General features: G+C 42.7%; 20 protein-coding genes. 9 read left to right on the forward strand and 11 right to left on the reverse strand.

The features are described from left to right. Positions 1-22: 22 nt before the first annotated feature. Positions 23-958, reverse strand: a complete 936-nt coding sequence (locus AC1DPK_RS15185) for an ABC transporter permease (protein ID WP_339209495.1) — start codon at positions 956-958, stop codon at positions 23-25. Between the two features lie 238 nt (positions 959-1,196). Beyond that, positions 1,197-2,825, reverse strand: a complete 1,629-nt coding sequence (locus AC1DPK_RS15190) for a glycoside hydrolase family 5 protein (protein ID WP_477510844.1) — start codon at positions 2,823-2,825, stop codon at positions 1,197-1,199. Between the two features lie 236 nt (positions 2,826-3,061). On the opposite strand from AC1DPK_RS15190, the gene AC1DPK_RS15195 reads away from it, so the two are divergent. Next, a complete protein-coding gene (locus AC1DPK_RS15195; RefSeq protein ID WP_477510845.1) occupies positions 3,062-3,382 on the forward strand; it encodes a hypothetical protein in 321 nt (106 codons plus the stop codon). Between the two features lie 269 nt (positions 3,383-3,651). Further along, the gene (locus AC1DPK_RS15200) at positions 3,652-4,104 is read left to right on the forward strand and encodes a hypothetical protein (RefSeq protein WP_477510846.1); all 453 of its coding nucleotides are present in this window, start codon (positions 3,652-3,654) and stop codon (positions 4,102-4,104) included. Here AC1DPK_RS15200 and AC1DPK_RS15205 read toward each other — a convergent pair. Both AC1DPK_RS15205 and AC1DPK_RS15210 read right to left on the reverse strand, forming a co-directional pair. Further along, positions 4,091-4,444, reverse strand: a complete 354-nt coding sequence (locus AC1DPK_RS15205) for a DUF3221 domain-containing protein (RefSeq protein ID WP_477510847.1) — start codon at positions 4,442-4,444, stop codon at positions 4,091-4,093. The genes AC1DPK_RS15200 and AC1DPK_RS15205 overlap by 14 nt on opposite strands. 26 nt (positions 4,445-4,470) lie before the next feature. Beyond that, the gene (locus AC1DPK_RS15210; RefSeq protein ID WP_477510848.1) at positions 4,471-5,097 is read right to left on the reverse strand and encodes a hypothetical protein; all 627 of its coding nucleotides are present in this window, start codon (positions 5,095-5,097) and stop codon (positions 4,471-4,473) included. Positions 5,098-5,304: 207 nt separating this feature from the next. Here AC1DPK_RS15210 and AC1DPK_RS15215 point away from each other — a divergent pair, with 207 nt between their 5' ends. Beyond that, complete coding sequence (locus AC1DPK_RS15215) at positions 5,305-6,507, forward strand: carboxylate--amine ligase (protein WP_477510859.1); 1,203 nt, start codon at positions 5,305-5,307, stop codon at positions 6,505-6,507. A gap of 110 nt (positions 6,508-6,617) precedes the next feature. Here the strand turns inward: AC1DPK_RS15215 and AC1DPK_RS15220 are convergent, their stop codons facing one another. Both AC1DPK_RS15220 and AC1DPK_RS15225 read right to left on the reverse strand, forming a co-directional pair. Then, positions 6,618-7,238: a DUF1361 domain-containing protein gene (locus AC1DPK_RS15220; RefSeq protein ID WP_477510849.1), complete on the reverse strand. Its 621-nt coding sequence runs from the start codon at positions 7,236-7,238 to the stop codon at positions 6,618-6,620. Positions 7,239-7,327: 89 nt separating this feature from the next. Next, positions 7,328-7,834: a HEAT repeat domain-containing protein gene (locus tag AC1DPK_RS15225; protein ID WP_477510850.1), complete on the reverse strand. Its 507-nt coding sequence runs from the start codon at positions 7,832-7,834 to the stop codon at positions 7,328-7,330. Between the two features lie 308 nt (positions 7,835-8,142). Here AC1DPK_RS15225 and deoC point away from each other — a divergent pair, with 308 nt between their 5' ends. From deoC to AC1DPK_RS15255, 6 genes are all read left to right on the forward strand, one after another. Next, complete coding sequence (gene deoC / locus AC1DPK_RS15230) at positions 8,143-8,811, forward strand: deoxyribose-phosphate aldolase (RefSeq protein ID WP_339206677.1); 669 nt, start codon at positions 8,143-8,145, stop codon at positions 8,809-8,811. Between the two features lie 25 nt (positions 8,812-8,836). Continuing rightward, entirely contained in the window at positions 8,837-9,259 is a 423-nt protein-coding gene (locus AC1DPK_RS15235) for a cytidine deaminase (RefSeq protein ID WP_256710930.1), read from the forward strand. Between the two features lie 76 nt (positions 9,260-9,335). Beyond that, positions 9,336-10,517 carry a NupC/NupG family nucleoside CNT transporter gene (locus AC1DPK_RS15240; RefSeq protein WP_475446104.1) on the forward strand — a complete coding sequence of 394 codons (1,182 nt, stop codon included), beginning with the start codon at positions 9,336-9,338 and terminating at the stop codon, positions 10,515-10,517. 17 nt (positions 10,518-10,534) lie between these two features. Continuing rightward, the gene (deoB, locus tag AC1DPK_RS15245; RefSeq protein WP_441878731.1) at positions 10,535-11,716 is read left to right on the forward strand and encodes a phosphopentomutase; all 1,182 of its coding nucleotides are present in this window, start codon (positions 10,535-10,537) and stop codon (positions 11,714-11,716) included. A 21-nt stretch (positions 11,717-11,737) separates the two neighbouring features. Further along, positions 11,738-12,445, forward strand: a complete 708-nt coding sequence (gene deoD / locus AC1DPK_RS15250; protein ID WP_339206673.1) for a purine-nucleoside phosphorylase — start codon at positions 11,738-11,740, stop codon at positions 12,443-12,445. Positions 12,446-12,486: 41 nt separating this feature from the next. Further along, entirely contained in the window at positions 12,487-13,788 is a 1,302-nt protein-coding gene (locus AC1DPK_RS15255) for a pyrimidine-nucleoside phosphorylase (RefSeq protein WP_477510851.1), read from the forward strand. 88 nt (positions 13,789-13,876) lie between these two features. Here AC1DPK_RS15255 and AC1DPK_RS15260 read toward each other — a convergent pair whose 3' ends face one another. The 5 genes from AC1DPK_RS15260 to AC1DPK_RS15280 all read right to left on the reverse strand — a co-directional run. Next, entirely contained in the window at positions 13,877-14,935 is a 1,059-nt protein-coding gene (locus tag AC1DPK_RS15260) for a serine hydrolase domain-containing protein (RefSeq protein WP_477510852.1), read from the reverse strand. Positions 14,936-15,060: 125 nt separating this feature from the next. Continuing rightward, a complete protein-coding gene (locus AC1DPK_RS15265; RefSeq protein WP_477510853.1) occupies positions 15,061-15,498 on the reverse strand; it encodes a rhodanese-like domain-containing protein in 438 nt (145 codons plus the stop codon). A 110-nt stretch (positions 15,499-15,608) separates the two neighbouring features. Beyond that, positions 15,609-16,493, reverse strand: a complete 885-nt coding sequence (locus tag AC1DPK_RS15270) for a LysR family transcriptional regulator (RefSeq protein ID WP_477510854.1) — start codon at positions 16,491-16,493, stop codon at positions 15,609-15,611. A gap of 82 nt (positions 16,494-16,575) precedes the next feature. Next, on the reverse strand, positions 16,576-17,163 hold the full coding sequence (locus AC1DPK_RS15275; protein ID WP_441878741.1) for a hypothetical protein: 588 nt from the start codon (positions 17,161-17,163) through the stop codon (positions 16,576-16,578). A 103-nt stretch (positions 17,164-17,266) separates the two neighbouring features. Further along, positions 17,267-17,488: GNAT family N-acetyltransferase (locus AC1DPK_RS15280; RefSeq protein ID WP_477510855.1), on the reverse strand; the 222-nt coding region annotated here is incomplete at its 5' end.

Raw genomic sequence — 17,488 nt, forward strand, 5'->3', positions numbered from 1 at the left:
ACACGGTTAGTCGCCTCCGTTTCTAGAACAGTGAAGTATCGTTCATTTTTTTCGTTACTCGGTTTGCAATAAGCAATAGAATTAATGCGATTAAAGACTTAAACAATCCGACAGCAGTCGAGTAAGAATAACGTCCTTGCTGCATGCCCGTCTGATAAACATAAATATCGATAACGTTGCTCGCGCTCTCGTTCAATGAGTTGCGCAGCACTAGAATCTGGTCAAAGTTCGAGTTAAGCACGCCGCTCACTGCTAGAATGAACAGGATGGAGATCGTCGCCTTAATGCTAGGCAAAGTGACGTACCACATTTTTTGAAAACGTCCTGCGCCATCAATTGTTGCTGCTTCATACAACTCTGGAGATACGCTGGCAATAGCCGCAAGATAGATAATGGCGGACCAGCCAAGCTCTTTCCATATATCTGATGTAATGATGATGCTCCAGAAGTAGCTAGGCTCTGCCAAATAGGAAATCGGCTCATCGATGAAATTAAGAGCAAGAAGAACGTTGTTAATAATCCCAACATCCGAAAGCCAAGTGGCAAGAATACCGCCGAGAATAACCCATGACAAAAAGTGAGGCAAATACGAAATGGTCTGAATCGCTTTTTTGAAGCCGACCGAACGAACCTCGTTTAAAAATAATGCAAAAATAATAGGTAGTGGAAATCCGATTGCAAGTTTGATAAGACTGATGCCGAGTGTATTTTTCATGACATCAACGAAGCTCTCATCCTGGAAAAACTCCTTAAAGTGCATAAAGCCAACCCAAGGCGCCTCGCTTATGGATTTAACAATGTTGAATTCTTTAAAGGCGATAATAACGCCATACATAGGAACGTAGTTGAATATAATCATCCATAGCACGCCTAGTAACGCCATAATTTGAATGTGCCGTTGGCTGTACAACTTTTTGAACCATTTGCTTCTTGCTGCCTTTGCGTCCGCAGCAGGCAAGGAAGCAGGCGCTGAACCTAGCTGTGTTTTCAAAATAATTACCCCCATGCTGTTGAAAATCTGATGTAAGCCCTTGCATCTCTTATACTTTAATTGTAGATTGTTGGCTCCTGTCTCGTAAGGCTTTAGATTTCGTATTCAGGTGACCATTTTTCGGTTTTGGGTGCATCTACCGTTTTTTGCGCACAAAAAAATGTGATGCTGGCAGAACCTGCCTCGCATCACATTTTTTTTCATTCTATTTAGCAAACGAAAATTCAATCCAATCCAAATCTACACTGCCGCTTAAAATACGGATGATGACACGAACTGCTCCAGCTGGTAGATGGATGTCCTTTAGAAGCAGGCTCTCCGTCCAATCCTCACCGTTTACCTCACAGCTCACCGGCTCTTGGCCTTCTAGTTCAATGGATAATGTCGCTTGACCCGCAGCTGCTAGCAGCCCTGCATGCAGATCAAATGACTTTGCTTCGACGCACAAAGCATCATACGCAAGCCAATCCCCTTGATGCAGCTCAACACAAAGCGTATTATCCTCTGCCCAAACCTTGCCGCCCTCTGAATGATAGCTTGGCATCTCGGTCTTGCCCGTAATCATCCTCATTGGCACGCCGTCACTTGCACGCAGTCCTGTCTTGTTCGTTTTCTTGTTCACGATGCCAAAGCCGGCACCCTCACCTTGTCCATAAAATTCAGCAGGAATCTGGAGCGGAAGGTGACGCAGCAGCGCACGGGATATGCCCGGGAACGCATCACAATTGTCCACTTTCAGATTATCGAGATATTCATTTAAGATCGCTTCCGCCGTTGCTTCATCCGGTTTAGCGCCGCCCTCCAAATAAGCCGTCAGCAGATTCCAACCTTCCGGCATACGAATAGAGTACGGAGAATTTGATGTGTTCATCTTTTTCCACGTCCAGAAATTCCACGAAATCTGATGGTCCTCGAACATTTGGAATGCTCCGCTGTACCACTGTGCGTTATTTTCACCGCCTTCGCCCATGAAGATCGGCACATTCCACTCCTCACGCTTATCTATATACTTCTGAATACTTTCCGTATCGGGGTTGTTCCAATACTTATGGAATTGCAGCATTAAATTATCATCAAATTTCTCTGTGAATACACTCCAATCCGTTGACCAATGCACCCCTTCAATAATGATCATATGACGCTTGTCCACTTCACGGATCGCTGCTGTAATTTCCTTGTGCAGCGGCTCTACAAGGTCGTTATATTGGTTAAACCAATCTGGAAGAGGTTCATTAAAGAGGTCATATCCGGCAATAATCCAATCGTCTTTATAGCGCTCTGCGAACATTCGCCAAATCGCGATCGTCAGCTCTTGGTTGCGGCGATCCGTAAACAGCTCCGGCAAATCATTTTCCGAATCGTCAATGTTGGCTCCCGTCTGCCCGCCTGGCGCCCCGTGCAAATCCAAAATGACATACAGCTTATACTTTCTGCACCATTCAATCACTTCATGAATTCGTGCAAGCCTCTTTTCATTAAAAATGATCTCTTCGCCTTGCTCTAGAATTCCGCGGGCATTGATTGGAAACCTCACGGAATTAAAGCCCTGCTTCGCCACTTCGCGGACATCAATCTCATCCACATAACGCTCCACATAACTATCCCAGAACTGTGCTGCTTTCTCTTCGCCGATTAATTCCTTGACCATCGCCTCGATTTTGCGCGGACGGTCTCCGCCTTGCGGAAACTTCCACATATAGCCTTCCGGCAGCAGCCAGCTTCCGAACCCAACGCCTCTCAGAACAATTTCTTTGCCGTCTCCATTAAGCAACTTTTTACCTTCCGCCCTAACGAAACCGCTTACATCATTGTTGTTGCTATGCACGCTCATCATCGGATTGCCTCCTTATATGTATGGTTTGGAACTATCATCGTTACTCTCTCAAAATATAGCACAAGACCGCAGTTTACGGTGAGCATTCCGAAATACGGAGAGCATATCCGAAAGGCGCAGCCTTCTAGCAGCCGGTTTGCGTTTTAGTTTGTGTATAGCGATGCATTTGCATTTGTATGCGAATAGGTAGAGTACATGATGAACTGTCCACCAGAAGTATCATGAGTACCAGGGAGGTGACAGAGCAGACAGAGGTGTCAGAGGCGACAGCGGTACCAGCAGTACCAGAAGTACCAGAAGTACCTGAAGTGCCAGCGGTACCAGCGAAACCAGCAGTATCAGCAGTACTAGAGGTACTAGAGGTACTAGAGGTACTAGAGGTACTAGAGGTACCAAAAATACCAGCAGTTCCAAAGGTACCAGAGGTGCCAGAGATACCAGAGATACCAGCGGTACCAGAAGTACTAGAAGTACCACCACTTCCAGCGCCACCAGAGGTATCATCATTATCTGTAACGAATCTGATACACGTTATCCGCCTACATTTCCGCTTTTAAAAAATGTAACGAACACTAGCAACCTTATTTCCTTTAAAACATCCCTTTTCGTGTACAAAAGCACCTAATAGCGTTGCTGTGATTCGTTAGCGTTTTTAAACATCACTCTTCCGCAAAATAAGCTCTTTACGATTCGTTAGACTTTAACTCTTTCCAAATGGCTAATCCATCCAAATAATGCAACCTTATCAATTATTAAGGTGTCTATATGATTACAAGTAAATGTCGTAAGGCAGCATTATTATTATGTTGGGGGTGTACTATCGGTAATGTCGAAAATAAAACCAGTATTTTTCATTTTATTATGCATCATCATCTTAGGCGGATGCTCCAAAGATACAAATAGCAAGGAAAATAAGTTTATTTTAGAGGATGTAACTAAAGCGATTGAAGCTCAGAAGTTAGAGCTAATATCCTATGGGATAACAGGTTACCCTCCGAAATTAAACGATGTTATTCCCGAGGTCTATTCCGTAGGAATGCCACTAAATAAGAAAGAAAATGAACCTGAGTTTATGCATTTTTATATCTTTCAATCTGAAAAAGATCGTATTAATGGGGCTGAAGAACTCCATAAACAAACAGAGAATGCCGATTCCAAATCGTTTCCGAGATTATATCAGGAAGGAAACGTTCTGATCGTTTATTGGAGTGACATCAAGGAGAATACACGACTAGACAAACCTATTGAAGCGGCGTTAGAGCAGCTCAAGAATGCCTAATAATCTCATCCGCTACCGCTTGTGGTGGGGATGACAACATCGTGTAACCCTTTGTTTTGATCGTTACTCTTTCGCCGATCCTCAGGTCATTGTAAAGCTCTCTATCATCAACGCGAATAATCATCACATCGTTATGATTTTCGTTATTCAAAAAATCAGAAAGCGATTTGGATTTAGCCTCTTTTTTTGAAATGTTATAGACAACAAATAGGGTTGGAGCGTCATTGCTGTTAAGTTGTTTCTCTAGAATATAATCGCCTTTTTCAAATGGTTTATTAATGCCAATGATTAACCCGCAGACTGCGATTGCGACTACCAAATACGCTATCCATTTTCTCATCTTTTTCCTCCCTATTTGATTGGTGGTTATTTTATTTTCAAGCTAAGCCACTCACAATATTTCAAGAAAAGCTTGTCCAATAGCTCAGCATTAACCATCGATAATTGTTTGACCAATGCGTATCTAAAGAAATCCAATAGATCAGCTTCAATACTCTCCAGTTGTTCAATCAATTCAATATCGTTATATTCAATAAAAAACATTTTCTGCTTCTCTTGTTCTGTTGGTGGTTTTACATTCATCACTCCATAGTAATCATCCGACCAAATCCTTACTGATTGATCCAAGTATTCGATAGATGGAAAGGGATCATGTCCTAGCCAGGCACTTTTCTTATTTATGACCGCGTCAAGGACCTCCTTCCATTGCTCCAATCCACAGCAACAACTGGGAAGTATCACATGGCTATGACTCTCAAAAGCAATCCCGCCGCTCAGTACAATTTCATCTGTATTAATGAGTTCTTTTACCACTTTATTAGGTTCTTTATTTATATCAATATCATTCATGCCACATAGCACTGTCAGAAAAATAACAACATCCTCTGCGCTTGAATTTTTTGATAAATATGCAGTTTCTCGGCTCTCTCCTTTAGGAAGCCATAAAGGCTTATCGAAAAAGGGATTAGTAATTACGGCTTGAACACGTGTCATGGCCATTCTCCTCTTACAAGATACTTAAGCTTGCAATAATTCCCTGCATAACTATTCTAATACAGTAGAGCAGACAATGGCTATATCCATCAAAATGTGTTTGATAATGAAATACCCTCATGATATATTTAGCAATATTTAGGAGAGATTGAAAACAACGCGAATGACATAACTATTTCATATGACTAAGGAAGCGAGTGTTGTTTGGTGGAAAATAAAGCTGTCATACTTGGCTCAAACTTTTACACAGGTTTAAGCATCATAAGAGGCCTCGGTTCCAAGGGGATCTATACTGTAGCAATGGATTATTCCAAGCAAAATACATATGGCGCCAAATCCAAATACTTAAGCGAGCAAATTATTGTTCCTCATTATAAACAGCAGAAAGAGGAGCTTCTGCACTATTTAATCGACTACGCCAAAAAGCAGGACAAGAAGCCTGTCCTTTTTCCGAGCGTCGACCCTTATGTGGAGTTCGTTGATTCTTATTTGGACGAACTCAAAAAGTACTACCATATAAATATGAACGTTCAAGGCTTTTGGAGCAATATTATGGATAAGGAGTATCTCCATACCCTTACAACAAAACACGGTGTATTAGTGCCAGAATCGATCAGCCCAGCTGAGGAACGATTTGAAGAAAGAGTCGTTGCTGAGATCGGCTTTCCATGTATCGTGAAACCCACGGACTCTCCAGCTTTCGTGGACTTTTTCCGAGCCAAAATATTCACATGCCATAACTTGGAGGAAATGAGAGCTGCAATCGAGAAATCGAGGCAAGCTAAACTTCAGGTTATCGTGCAAAGAATTATTCCCGGCTTCGATGACCATGTCTATACGCTTGATGCCTACTTGGATCAGAGTTCAAAGGTAACTCACTGGATGACCTGTCAAAAACTACGGCAATTCCCGATTAACTTTGGCGCCTCTTCCTTTACAAAGCAAAAGTACATAGAGGAGCTTTACCACATCGGTGCCCCTTTTCTAGAAGCGATTGGCTATAAGGGCTTCGCCGAAATTGAATTCAAAAAAGATGCGGTAACCGGCAAGTATTATTTGCTGGAGATTAATGCAAGAACGACTACACTGGACCCCCTCCTTCAAAAATGTGGCGTTAACTTCCCACTGCTCGCTTACAACGAGCTTGTAGGCAAGCCGATTGGAAGCTATGCGATTACAAGCGATACAGGGATCGCCTTCTGCTTTTTGTTTGAAGATCTTATTTCATCGCGTGATTATGTCCGAACCAAACAGTTAAGCGTCCTGCCAATCGTTAAATCCCATTTTGTCAAAAGAGCGCCTGCCATCTGGAGCTTAAGCGACCCAGCGCCTGCCGTATCATTCTGCTATATGGTATTTAAAAAAATAGTGAGGAAAGTTTCACAACGGAGGGTAATACGGCAGCCGTAACTATAAGACGAAAAGATAGCACAATAGGAAAACCTCCCGTTAAAGCAGCTGAATCAGCTCAATTAAAAGGAGGTTTTTATTAAATTTCTATAAGTAAGGTGTTCCCTCCATCAAGCTTCATTCCCTTTTGAATCTACAAAAAACCAATAAACGATAAATTGTAAAACGCTCATCCATAGGATGAACAGCAATGAATTTCCGTTTAATGAATCTAGCACTTGTTTCAATAAAGACAAAGGCTCCGTAAACAAATGAATAGAATGAAAGCGTAAAAATCTTCCTATATAAATCCCTAGACCGCCGAGAAGCATAAATCCAAATAAAATCAGTTTATTCCACTTCGTATTTATAAGAAGCAGTTGAATCTCTTTGATCATTAAAATGTAAAAAAATAGAGCTATGAAAACCCCGCTGATTAACACAAAGAAGTTCCACCACTCATTAACGTGAAGTCCCTCCATATAATCAAACGAAAAGAAATTGAGATGAATCAGATCGGTTACAACGTAGAACACATTTGGCGAGAGCAGGATGAAAACGATAAAGAAAACAAAACTAACCAGCATATTTCTTTTCTTATGCGACTTAAATAAAGGCAGCAAAAAAGACAGCTCAAGTGCTGCAAAAGCAAGAAATAAATTAAAAATCATAAATGAATAATAGTTATCCAACGTAAACAGAAGCGCTATATACGTAAAAAAAGATATTCTCGCCTTAAAACGATTATTCATCCAAACACTCCTATTGTTATCCATTTTATGCATTTTCGGGTGAAAGGTATCAAAAGCCTTGCGAGATTGCCTCGCAAGGCTTTTTCGTTCTACTTTTGAAGCCGATTGGCTAATATTTTCCCTAATGCCTCTTCCGCTGCAAAAACTTCAATCGGGCTATCAGGATTTTCTCGGGTATGCTTTAACCGTTCAATTGATTCATCATTAATGTGAGCGGGATCAATGAAAGACAATGCCCATGCTGCCCAAAAACAAGCTTTATCATTTGTGGAAGCGAGTATTTGCAGTAAATAAGGGACGCTATGGCTGCCTATTCTCGTTAAAGTTAATGCAGAGGCCATTCTGAGCTGTTCATTGTCCTCCTTCAACAAGGCAGCAACCTGAGCAGTAGATTCTGATGCTGCTTCGCCAAACTCACCTAGTACAACAACGATCATAGTACGTACAGATACATCCCTTACATGCAGTTGTTCGATTAAAGCTGGAATTACACTTGTCCCTTGTTTTTTCAAATTATGTATCGCATGAAACGCTTCTTGTGTATTTGTGCTGCCTAGTTTCATGATATTAGCATCAAATGGTTTTAAGTCAGACATTGTTTTATCTCCTTTTTATAAGATGAAAAAAACAAATCCTTTAATGTATACAAATCTTAAAAAGATGACACACTACATTTTTCCATTCCAAATGTAAAACGTTTTTTTCTGAAAGAATGTTGCGGAACATACACCTCTAAGCTCAGGTATCAGCTCATTGTAAGTACAACTCATGAATTTTTCCTTATAATCTACATTATCCAACATTAGGATTGAACATTTGTTCATTTATGATTTTACATATGTTCAAAGTCGTGTTATTATAAGCGTGAAATTAAGCATTCGTATAAGGGGAAGGTGAACTGGCTATGTTAAATTTGTCTGGAATGATTGATCATACGCTTTTGCGTGCAGATGCCACAAAGTCTGAGATTACAAAATTAACGGCAGAAGCGAGAAAATATAGTTTTGCTTCCGTTTGCGTCAATCCAACTTGGGTAGCTTACGCTGCTGAGCAATTGGCAGGCAGCACCGTTAAGGTTTGTACAGTAATCGGATTTCCATTAGGGGCTTCTACTACGGAGACAAAGGCCTTTGAAGCTAAGAACGCTATTGCAAATGGAGCGACTGAGGTTGATATGGTCATTAACATTGGTGCACTCAAAGATGGCGACGACGACTTTGTACAAAAAGATATTCAAGCTGTTGTTGAAGCCGCTGCTGGTAAAGCCATTGTGAAAGTAATTATCGAAGCATCACTGCTTACAGACGATGAAAAAGTACGCGCTAGTCAGTTGTCTGATCGTGCGGGTGCGGATTTCGTGAAAACATCGACAGGTTTTTCAACTGGCGGAGCAACTGCTGAAGACGTAGCGCTTATGCGCAAAACGGTTGGGGACAAGCTCGGCGTTAAAGCTTCCGGCGGCATTCGCAGTCTTGAAGATATGGAAAAAATGATTGCAGCAGGCGCATCAAGAATCGGTGCCAGCTCAGGCGTGAAGATTATGGAAGGCGAGCAATCGACCTCTTCTTACTAAATAGATATGATGGTGCTGCTCCAATTTGGAGCAGCCTTTACAGGAGGATTGTAGGATGAAGGAACAGTTAATTAAAGAAGCGATTGAAGCCCGTCAGCATGCTCATATCCCCTACTCGCATTTTGCAGTTGGTGCCGCTCTACTAACAGGCAGCAAACGCATTTACCGAGGCTGTAATATTGAGAATGCATCGTTTGGATTAACGAATTGCGCTGAGCGAACGGCTATTTTCAAAGCGGTATCCGAAGGTGAACGCATCATTGAAGCTATTGCAGTAGTGGCAGATACCGAAGGTCCTGTATCTCCATGCGGCGCTTGTCGACAGGTATTGGCTGAATTTTGTGATGAGAATACAAAAATCTATTTAACAAATCTCCATGGGCATACAGAAGAATGGACCATGGCACAGTTGCTGCCAGGTGCTTTTCAAGCCTCCGATATGAAATAGTAATCTGTGAATCTATTGTAAGCGCTTCATAGTAATTCTAAACTCGCACAATATTAACTAACTAGGAGAATGAACCATGAAATTTTTAATCGCTATATTAGGTTTGCTTGTTGTTCTTGGGCTTTCTTACATCGCGAGCAATAACAAAAAGAACATTCGCTATAAACCGCTAATTATCATGGTCGTCCTGCAGGTGATCTTAGCCTTCGTTCTATTAAACACCTTAGCTGGTGCTGTTTTAATTAAAGGATTCTCCAGTATGTTTGAGAAATTGCTTGGCTATGCCCATACGGGGATTGAATTCGTATTTGGCGGCTTATTGAATGAAGGACAGTTTTCTTTCTTCTTGAGTGTACTGCTGCCAATCGTGTTTATTTCCGCGCTCATTGGTATATTGCAATACATCAAGGTTTTGCCGTTTATCGTCAAATATATCGGTCTTGTCTTGAGCAAAATAAATGGCATGGGAAAATTGGAGTCCTATAATGCGGTAGCTTCTGCGATTTTGGGACAATCAGAGGTTTTCATTTCCGTTAAAAAGCAAATCGGGTTGCTGCCTAAACATCGGTTGTATACATTGTGTGCTTCGGCGATGTCTACGGTGTCGATGTCGATTGTCGGCTCGTACATGCAAATACTCGATCCAAAATATGTAGTAACGGCGCTTGTGCTGAATCTGTTTGGCGGATTCATCATCGCTTCCATTCTTAACCCTTATAAGGTTGAGCCGGAAGATGATATTTTGCAGGTGCAAGAAGAAGAAAAACAATCCTTCTTTGAAGTGTTGGGCGAATATATATTAGATGGCTTCAAGGTTGCTATCATCGTCGCAGCTATGCTTATCGGTTTTATCGCCATGATCGCGCTCGTAAATGGACTTTTCAGCGGTATCATTGGCATCTCGTTCCAAGAACTGTTAGGCTATATTTTTGCTCCCTTCGCTTTTATCATGGGTGTTCCATGGAAAGACGCAGTCGACGCAGGAAGCATTATGGCTACAAAAATGGTATCCAACGAGTTTGTCGCTATGCTTGAGCTAGAAAAATATCCTAATTTGTCCGCTCGCGCTGTCGGCATTGTCTCTGTATTTTTAGTTTCATTCGCCAACTTCTCATCGATCGGCATCATTGCCGGCGCTGTGAAAGGCCTGCATGAAAAACAAGGTAACGTCGTGGCTCGATTTGGGTTAAAATTGTTGTACGGGGCTACTTTAGTTAGCGTCTTGTCTGCCATTATTGCCGGACTGTTTATTAAATAACAAGGAGCCTAAAACCAATGAACAAGTTTCAAAGAATTCACCTTGTTGTCATGGACTCTGTAGGTATCGGCGAGTCGCCGGATGCAGCAAGCTTCGGGGACGTTGATGTCGATACACTCGGTCATATCGCACGGGAATGCGGAGGTCTGGAGATGCCTAATATGGCTAAGCTCGGACTATCCAACATTAAGGAAATTGCTGGAGTGAAGGTCGCAGACCAGCCGCTTGCTTATTATACAAAAATGCAAGAAGCATCCAATGGCAAAGATACAATGACGGGCCACTGGGAGATCATGGGACTTCATATTGCAGTACCATTTCGTGTCTTCGCAGATGGATTCCCGCAGGAATTGATTGCTCGCATTGAAGCTCATACCGGTCGCAAGGTCATTGGGAACAAACCTGCAAGCGGCACTGAGATTATCGACGAGCTTGGTGAAGAGCATATGCAGACGGGCGCGCTGATTGTATACACTTCTGCTGATTCCGTGCTGCAAATTGCTGCTCATGAAGAGGTTGTTCCACTGTCAGAGCTTTATGAAATTTGTGAATTTTGCCGAGAAATCACACTGGAAGATCCCTACATGCTGGGGAGAATTATCGCACGTCCTTTTGTTGGCGAGCCAGGCCATTTCAAAAGAACATCCAATCGCCATGACTATGCGTTGAAGCCATTTAATAGAACAGTAATGAATGAGCTAAAAGATGGTGGATTTGATGTCATCGCTCTTGGTAAAATATCCGATATATACGATGGTGAAGGTGTTACGAAAACGGTGCGTACAGTGTCCAATGCAGACGGCATGGATCAATTTATCGCGACCCTTGACGAATCGTTTACGGGAATCAGCTTCTTGAACCTCGTTGATTTTGATGCGCTATTCGGGCATCGCCGCGATCCAAAGGGCTATGGACAAGCATTGGAAGAATATGATGCTCGTTTGCCAGAGGTTTTCGCCAAATTAACGGATCAGGATTTACTGATCATTACAGCCGATCACGGCAATGACCCGACTTATCATGGTACGGATCATACTCGTGAATATGTGCCTCTACTCGCATACTCGCCGCGTTTTCAACAAGCTGGTCAAGCTCTGCCGATAAGCGAAACCTTTGCAGATATTGGGGCAACCATTGCTGAAAACTTCGGAGTAAAGATGCCAGAGCATGGCAAAAGCTTTTTGGGACAATTAAAATAACGATTTTAGAGGAGAATGTTGATGAGCGTTCATATTGCAGCCGAACAAGGCCAAATTGCAGAAACCATTTTATTGCCGGGAGATCCGCTAAGAGCCAAATATATTGCGGATACTTATTTGGAGGATGTAATCTGCTATAACGAAGTTAGGGGCATGCTAGGTTTTACAGGTACTTATAAAGGAAATCGCATATCCGTGCAGGGAACTGGAATGGGCGTCCCTTCAATCAGTATTTATGTGAATGAATTGATTAAGGACTATGGCGTTAAAAATCTAGTTCGTGTAGGCACTTGCGGCGCTATGCAGGAAAGCGTGCATGTTCGTGAAGTTATTTTGGCGCAAGCCGCTTGTACAGATTCCAGCGTTAATCGCCATGTTTTTGGCGGATATGATTTCTCGCCAATCGGCAGCTTCTCCTTGTTAAAGGCAGCCTATGAGCGCGGTATTGAAAAAGGGCTAAAATTGCATGTCGGCAATATTTTCTGCTCGGATACTTTCTACCGCGATGATAAAACAATTGTTCAAAGACTGATGGATCACGGCGTTCTAGGTGTAGAAATGGAAACGACAGCACTTTATACTCTTGCAGCTAAATACGGCGTTAACGCACTCACGATTCTAACAGTAAGCGACCATCTTCTAACTGGCGAAGAAACGACTTCGGCAGAGCGTCAAAGCACCTTTAACGATATGATGGAAGTTGCTCTTGAAACCGTAATTTCACTATAATTTGATATTAAATAATCAATGAACAGCGAGGAGACAACAACATGAGAATGGTTGACCTAATTGAGAAAAAACGTGACGGCGGAGAGCTTACAACAGAGGAAATCAACTTTATTATTGAAGGCTATACGAAGGATGAAATTCCTGACTATCAGGTTAGCGCCTTGGCTATGGCTATCTTCTTCAAGGATATGACAGAGCGCGAACGCGCTGACTTAACGATGGCGATCGTGAATTCCGGCGATACGATTGATCTGTCGGCAATTGAAGGCGTGAAGGTAGATAAGCACTCCACTGGCGGTGTTGGCGATACAACTACGCTTGTACTTGCTCCACTTGTTGCTGCACTGGATATCCCGGTTGCCAAAATGTCAGGCCGCGGTCTTGGACATACTGGCGGTACAATCGACAAGCTCGAAGCCATTGCAGGATTCCATGTAGAAATCGGCAAGGATGAATTTGTGAACCTCGTGAACAAGGATAAAATTGCGGTTATCGGACAATCCGGCAATTTGACGCCAGCTGATAAGAAGCTATATGCTTTGCGCGATGTTACAGCAACGGTAGATTCTATTCCGCTCATTGCCAGCTCGATTATGAGCAAGAAGATTGCTGCAGGTTCAGATGCTATCGTGCTGGATGTGAAAACAGGCGCTGGTGCGTTTATGAAAACTGTTGAAGATGCCAAAGAGCTTGCACATGCTATGGTAAGCATCGGCAATAACGTTGGCCGTAAGACGATGGCCGTCATCTCAGATATGAGCCAGCCGCTTGGACTCGCAATCGGCAACGCGCTTGAAGTGAAAGAAGCAATCGATACACTTCAAGGAAAAGGACCTAAAGATTTGGAAGAGCTTTGCCTTGCACTAGGCAGCCAAATGGTGTTTCTTGCGAATAAAGCTAGTTCTCTAGAAGAAGCCGAGGAAATGCTGAAGGAAGTTATTCGCAACGGCAAAGCACTCGAAAAATTCAAATCGTTTATCGCTAATCAAGGCGGCGATCCTTCGGTTGTAGATCATCCTGAGAAATTGCCGCAAGCGCCTTATCTGATTGAAGTGCCTGCCAAAGCAGACGGCGTGGTCACTGAAATTATTGCCGATGAGATCGGAACTGCAGCGATGCTGCTTGGAGCTGGACGTGCGACGAAGGAATCGGAAATTGATTTGGCTGTTGGCCTCATGCTGAATAAAAAAATCGGCGATGCGGTTAAAACAGGTGAATCCCTCGTTACGATTCATTCCAACCGTGAGAATGTTGATGATGTGCTTAATATCATTTACGAAAACATCCGCATCGRCAGCAGCGTAACACCACCCGTTCTCATCTACGGAATTGTGACAGAATAATATAATTACAAAGAGGACCGTTGGAGCTTGCCGTTTAGGCAGCTACAACAGTCCTCTTCTTTAATTACAGCAGACCATATGCACCGATTTAATTACCTTCAGCCAGCAACAGCTGCTCTGCTTTGAAATGTAGCTCCCATACGTTGCAGGTTTGATTTGCCAGTATAATACTGGTAGAATCCATCTCCGGGTAATAGGCAAACATAGCAGCTACACCTACATTTGAACCCTCTTTATACATTCGAATTAGTTTGCCATCATTATTGTAGAGAAAATGAAAGCCATATCCGTTTACGATTTTGCCCCATTCATACTTTTGTTCGATGGCAGAATGAGGCTTCATGATCTCGGTCGTCATCTCCTCGGATAACAACCTTCCATTAATGAGTGCACGCATGAACAAGTCAAGGTCGCCGACAGTAGTAAATGCACCTCCATCAGAAGTACCCATTGGCGGATAGGAATATATGTTTTTACGCCACGCGACTATATTTTGTTTGTCGTAAATGGCGGCGTAGCCTTCAGCAATAGGAGCATCTCCCTCATCTTTTGAGCTAAATGCTGTATTCTGCATCCCGCAAGCACGAAATATATGTTCATCTACATAGCTTCGATAGTTTCCATTGGTTGCTTTCTCAATCGCGAGGCCTAGCAGCACAAATGCACAGTTATTATAGCTGACGTTAGTTCCCGCCTTGAATTTGGGTTTCTTATACGCAAACTGAGGAATAAAATCAGCACAATCTCTTATCGAGTAATTGGGCTTGTTTATGAACAAATCCTCGTAGCTCTCTCCCATTTCTTCATCTGCATCATCAGCAATACCTGACGTATGCGTAAGTAAATGAGTGATCGTAACGTCGCTTGGTATTTTGGTGCCAGTGAGGTCGATGATTGCTGTAATTCGGTCTTCCAGCTTTATTTTGCCTTGCTCAACAAGCTGAAGTATCGCAACTGCAGTAAACAATTTGGTAATCGAAGCTGTATCGAACATCGTATTCATCTGGTTTGCCACTTTAAATCCTCTATGTGCAAAGCCGTATGCTCGAGCGAATATGACCTTGCCGCCTTTGTTCACTAATACTGCACCTGAAAAATGATGCTGCTCATGATACTGATCAAATAAGGAAGTTAGTTCTTTTTCCATCTCTAAAACCCTCTCATTATTAACATAGCTTCATTTTACCATTTGCATATTTCCATATCCGATAAAGTTTAACTATAATGATTTGTTATCAGGTTTTAGTACTCCTGAGAGCCGCGGCTTGTTCATTACCCGATTAAAGGGGCAGACCCACCTAACAAGCCATTTACCTCATTGCCTTCCTTACGCCAATATTCCATGCCGCCAAGCATCTCCTTTACCTTAAAGCCAAGCCCAGATAAACGAGCGGCACCTTTGGCAGCTCCATTGCATGCCGGCCCCCAGCAGTATACAACAATGACTTGTTCCTTTGAGAAGGATGAAGTCCTCTCCTCATTAATCATATTGGACGGCAGGTTAATCGCACCAGGAACATGGCACTCTTCATAAGCTTTTGCGCTGCGAACATCGATGAGCAGAAAGTCATTAACGCCCCGCTTCATATCATGACATACGTCAGAAACATCTGTTTCTACAGCCAGTTTGTTCATATAATGACGATGGGTATCCTCCGGTGAAGCTGCTGGTGTTTCAAGAACAAGCGATACATAAGATTCGTTTTCCATTTCCGCTGCCTCCATTTGGGCTGTTATATTTAAGCCGTTCGATTTCTTAAATACAATTTAGCACAGCCTTAAACAATGGAGTTATCGATAGAAATCTATAGTACACTTCATTAATTTTGATGATTAACCCCGCCAACAAGCTCTAAGAACCCCGTAAACGCTTTGGATTTCCATTTCTTCTTGGCATAGATGAGCTGTGTATAGAACTTACAATCGGGGTGCGCAAAAGGAACAGCAATCAACTCGCCTTTCTGAACCGCATCAGCAACGACAATACGCGGCAATAAAGCAATTCCAAGACCGTACATCACACACTGCTTAATCGCTTCTAAATTGCCAAACTCATACGATAATGTATAATTCACATGGTTATGTTTGAGTACCTTGAGCAGCATAGCCCGGTAGGTGCAGCCATTCTCTGTTAAAATCATCGATTCGTTCTCCAAATCTTCAACCTGCACCTTATCAAAGCTTACGAAGCGATGATCGGGACTTGCAATGATGACAAGCTCCTCTTCCCTCAAAATACAGCTGTGAAGCTCAGGATCAGCAAACGGCGGATCTAAGATGATCCCGACATCTAAAGCTCCCTCTTTTACACTCTCGATAATTACCGGTTCATTCCCCGGCTGAATGACAATGTTAACCTGCGGGTAGCTTAAACGATACGCCTGAAGATGCGGGGGGAGGAAAAAAGCAGCCAATGTCTCAATCGTACCAATGGTCAGCGTGCCCTTCGACTGTGTGGAGAGAACTTCTTTTGACTCCTCATGCAGCCTAACGATATCGTCGGCATATTGCAATAGCGTTTCCCCGGCCATCGTTAGCCTCATTTTCCTCCCAAATCGCTCCACTAGAACTGCCCCATACGATTCTTCAAGCTTCTGAATTTGAGTCGTAATACTCGACTGCGCATAACCCAGAGTTTCAGCAGCTCGTGTGAAGCTCCCCCACTTTGCTACTTCGCGAAATGTTTTTAAGTACGTTAATTCCAAGGCGCTATTCCCCTTTCTATAGGGAGAATCGTTCCCCTATTATAACTAGGATTTAGCTGTTGTTCATTCGTATTTCACAACATTAAATACGTCCTAACATGATGCGCAAGCCGACTACGATCATGGACGGCACTAATAACTTATCGCTTTTTCCCCAAATAGGAGATGTGCTATGTGGCGACTGTATCTCGTAATTCTTTGAATCTGCAAATTCCTTCAACCGATCTTGCGAGGAGTCTGTTTCACCATTAGGATATCCAACTTCGACCTGCCCATTTTCTACTTTAGATGCCGTTATCCAGCTTGGGGATAGCAATTTAAGATTAGGAGGGATGTCAGATAAGAAAAAGACGTATTCTTCACCGGATTTGAACTTCATAGAAAAATCAGGACATGCATTTCCAGCTGGATATTTGCTTCTATTGTCTATCGTTTCTGGCAAATAAATCGTCTGCGGCGCTTTGCCCGGTCCAGCATATGAAGTAACAGCCAGTGTAACTTTTCTTCCGTCCTCACTTATATCAGCCACCTTGCCATAAACCATAGCTTTCGACTCATAAGCCTCTTCAAAGTTCCATGGGATAGGTGAGCAAGCATGGACAAAATTAGCGTTCACTACGATAAACAAACAGATGAAGCTAAGTGTTAGTAATAGTACTTTATTTCTCATGTTCATCACTCCCATTCATTCTTATATCCTATAACGATGGGATGGAAATAATTGTTGCTGCTCTGCTGCCGACTTCAAAGCAATAACCGCAGTCGCATCTAATTTAAGTCAACGGACTAATATCTTTTCGAAAATAATAATGTTTGCTGCCTAAGGGCGCGTCTTCAAAAACCGCCACTTCTCTATAACCGTTTTTCTTATAAAATTCCGGCGCCTGAAAACTAAACGTGTTTAGCTTAATGAAGGTGCATTTCTTCTCTTTAGCTATTTTCTCTATTTGGGATAGCAGCTGGCTGCCGAGACCTGTGCCTCTAAGAGCTTGATC

The sequence above is a fragment of the Paenibacillus sp. 01T424 genome (assembly GCF_056398745.1).

Coding starts and splice junctions, on each gene's coding strand:
- AC1DPK_RS15220 (WP_477510849.1), bottom strand. CDS start 7,238: ATGAATAATCGTTTTAAGGCGAGAATATCTTTTTTTACGTATATAGCG.
- AC1DPK_RS15260 (WP_477510852.1), bottom strand. CDS start 14,935: ATGGAAAAAGAACTAACTTCCTTATTTGATCAGTATCATGAGCAGCAT.
- deoB (WP_441878731.1), top strand. CDS start 10,535: ATGAACAAGTTTCAAAGAATTCACCTTGTTGTCATGGACTCTGTAGGT.
- AC1DPK_RS15205 (WP_477510847.1), bottom strand. CDS start 4,444: ATGAGAAAATGGATAGCGTATTTGGTAGTCGCAATCGCAGTCTGCGGG.
- deoC (WP_339206677.1), top strand. CDS start 8,143: ATGTTAAATTTGTCTGGAATGATTGATCATACGCTTTTGCGTGCAGAT.
- deoD (WP_339206673.1), top strand. CDS start 11,738: ATGAGCGTTCATATTGCAGCCGAACAAGGCCAAATTGCAGAAACCATT.
- AC1DPK_RS15190 (WP_477510844.1), bottom strand. CDS start 2,825: ATGATGAGCGTGCATAGCAACAACAATGATGTAAGCGGTTTCGTTAGG.
- AC1DPK_RS15200 (WP_477510846.1), top strand. CDS start 3,652: ATGTCGAAAATAAAACCAGTATTTTTCATTTTATTATGCATCATCATC.
- AC1DPK_RS15210 (WP_477510848.1), bottom strand. CDS start 5,097: ATGACACGTGTTCAAGCCGTAATTACTAATCCCTTTTTCGATAAGCCT.
- AC1DPK_RS15265 (WP_477510853.1), bottom strand. CDS start 15,498: ATGGAAAACGAATCTTATGTATCGCTTGTTCTTGAAACACCAGCAGCT.
- AC1DPK_RS15240 (WP_475446104.1), top strand. CDS start 9,336: ATGAAATTTTTAATCGCTATATTAGGTTTGCTTGTTGTTCTTGGGCTT.
- AC1DPK_RS15275 (WP_441878741.1), bottom strand. CDS start 17,163: ATGAGAAATAAAGTACTATTACTAACACTTAGCTTCATCTGTTTGTTT.
- AC1DPK_RS15225 (WP_477510850.1), bottom strand. CDS start 7,834: ATGTCTGACTTAAAACCATTTGATGCTAATATCATGAAACTAGGCAGC.